The sequence below is a fragment of the Carnobacterium sp. ISL-102 genome (genome assembly GCF_018612935.1).
Classification (GTDB): domain Bacteria; phylum Bacillota; class Bacilli; order Lactobacillales; family Carnobacteriaceae; genus Carnobacterium_B; species Carnobacterium_B alterfunditum.
This window is the reverse complement of sequence record NZ_JAGGRF010000056.1, coordinates 1-2851: the sequence shown is the minus strand read 5'-3', so window position 1 is coordinate 2851 and position 2851 is coordinate 1. Positions and strand designations below refer to the sequence as shown.

Genomic DNA, 2851 nt, shown 5'->3' with positions numbered 1-2851 from the left:
AAAAAAAAAAAAAAAAAAATAAAAAAAAAATATTAAAAAAAACTAGAAATAAAAAACGAACAAAACAGCAAGAAGCAAGATAATTTTGAAAGGGTAGCGACCCCTGAGTATTGCGGACCATTTGAGCCACTTGTGCGGAAAAGTGAGCCAGTGAATGCGGAATTTAGAGCCAGTGATTGCGTGTTAGTGTGCCACACAAAATTAGATAGCTAAATAAAAGTAACCTTCTGTATACTGAAGTTGCGTACCCTCAGGTACGACACTGTATATAGGAGGTTTTTTAATGATTCAATACCGTAAGATTCTGGAATTACATTTCAAAAAGGTTTCCCAACGAACTATTAGCACTAGCGTTGGAAGTTCGAGAAACACAGTTTCAGAAGTCATCAAACGTGCTGAAAAGCTCGGATTAGAAAGTTTGATTGACACTATGAACAATCATCAGCTTGAAGAATTTCTCTTTCCAGAGAAACAAGCGATTGAGAAAGGATACTTTCCACCGGATTGGGAAAAGATTCATAAAGAATTACAGAAAAAAAACGTGACATTAAAGTTACTCCACATTGAGTATGCGCAATACGCACGTAATGGTGGAAAAGTCCCTTATGCTTATCGTACATTTGCAGAAAAATATGGAAAGTATGCAAAAAAATATAAGGCAACCATGCCTATTATAAGAAAACCGGGTGAAGTATTAGAGATTGACTGGGCTGGATCAACTTTGTCTATTAATGACCGTCAAACCGGAGGTAAATTGACCGTATATGTTTTCGTAGCAACGTTCCCTTACAGTCAATACAGTTATGTAGAAGGCTTTCTAGATATGAAGTCTGCCAATTGGTTAACAGGACATATCCATGCATTTGAATATTTCGACGGTGTACCAGAATCACTGGTTCCTGATAATTTAAAAACTGGGGTTATAAAAGCTATTCGAGGAGAACCTATTCTTAATGAAGCTTACCGTGAATTAGCTGATTACTATCAAACGGTTATCGTTCCCGGCAGGGTTCGGAGTCCGAAGGACAAATCTAGTGTTGAAGGAACCGTTGGGTTTATTTCTCGACAAATTATAGCTGCTTTACGTCATTATCAATGTTTTGATATCGGGGACTTAAATAATCAAATCTTGAACAAACTCAATGAAATCAATCAAGAATCGTTCCAGAAACGTCCCGGTTCAAGAAAAAAAGCATTTGACGAAGAGGAAAAAGCCTACCTTAACCCCTTACGTCAAACGCGATTTAAGTTGTCAGAATGGAGAATTGCCAAAGTTCAATCAAACTACCACATTCAAATTGAACGCATGTATTACTCCATCCCATACGAGTATATCCAAAGCGACGTTGATATTCGCCTCTCAAAAGATTTACTTGAAGTATACTTCAAAGAAGTCCGGATTACATCCCACAAACGATTATTTGGAGAAATAGGGCAGTTCTCAACCCTTTCAGATCATATGCCAGATAATCATCGTCTTTATTTGGAACATACGCCTGATAACAGTCGAGAATGGGCACAAACTATCGGATCAAATATGGAAAAGTTTGTGGAGATTTTATTGCAGAATGGATCTGAAAAAAGAGCGTTAAATCAATTAATGAGTTTACGTAGTCTAGAAAAAAGACACTTAAAAGAAGATCTAAATCTCGCTGCTCAAAACTTACTGCTTGCCTCCACTAACCCTACAGTTAGTGTATTTAAAACAATTCTTGCAAGAAATAAAAAACGTGATAAAGCAAAGGACGATGGATCACTGACGGACATTAAAACAAGTGGAAACTATGAGTTTGTGCGTGGAGCAAACTACTTTGGAGGGAACCGCAAATGACAAATGAAGAAACCTTACGTAAATTAGTAGAAATGAATATGAGTGCAATGGCTGATTCTTATAAAGTGCAAATGAACAACCATGATTATAAGGATATGACGTTTGAAGAGCGATTCAATTTACTAGTAGATTATGAGTATTCGCGTCGTCAGTCAAACAAGCTACAGCGATTGATTAGTCAAGCCCAATTTAATGAACCTTCCGCAGCTATCGAAGATATTGAATATCACCCTGACCGTCATCTGGATAAACACCTTATTCTTGAACTAGCTGCAGGAAACTATATAGAAAAACATTTAAATATTATACTAATGGGGGCTTCGGGTAACGGAAAAACATGGTTATCAAATGCCTTCGGCATTCAAGCTTGTCGTCAGCAATATAAAGTGAAATATGTTCGCCTACCAGAACTACTAGATGAGTTTATTTCAGCTAGAAATCAGGCAGACGGAAGCTTTCGTCGATTGATTAAGAAGTATAAAAAAGTTGATTTACTCATAATCGACGAGTGGTTATTGTCAGCATTACCTGAAGAACACACCTTAACATTGTTTGAAATAATTGAATCTCGTTTAAAGACATCTTCAACTATCTTTTGTTCACAAACAGCTCCTGAAGGATGGTATGAAAAACTTGGAGAGGCACTCATAGCAGACGCTATTCTCGATCGTATCGTGCATGATTCTTATAATATTTTAATTGATGGTGAAATCTCAATGCGAGAACGACATGGCTTAAAAAATAGGTAACTAACTTCTATATAACAGAATATGGTTAAAAATAAAATGAGAGAAAGCCAGTGATTTTCACATCACTGGCTTTCTCTCTCGCACTGAACGGATCTATCCAACGCAATCACTGGCTCTAAAGTCCGCACAAGTGGCTCTAATCTTTCGCAATATTCAACCCCCAAAAGTTAGAGTGACATCTAACTCTTGGGGGTCACTACCCTAGGTTTTGTCCCATAGCTTTCTACCAGCAAACACGTCTATTTAGGAAGAAATTTTAACTACTAAAAAA

2 protein-coding genes are annotated in these 2851 nt (G+C 37.0%); both read left to right on the top strand.

Features of this window, described 5'->3' with window-relative positions:
* Nucleotides 1-283 precede the first annotated feature (283 nt).
* Nucleotides 284-1831, top strand: coding sequence for an IS21 family transposase (istA, locus tag J7E16_RS11350; protein ID WP_214891747.1), 1548 nt, complete (start codon nt 284-286; stop codon nt 1829-1831).
* Nucleotides 1828-2580, top strand: coding sequence for an IS21-like element helper ATPase IstB (gene istB / locus J7E16_RS11345; RefSeq protein ID WP_214891745.1), 753 nt, complete (start codon nt 1828-1830; stop codon nt 2578-2580). The genes istA and istB overlap by 4 nt, the downstream gene beginning before the upstream one ends.
* The last annotated feature ends 271 nt before the right edge of the window (nt 2581-2851 follow it).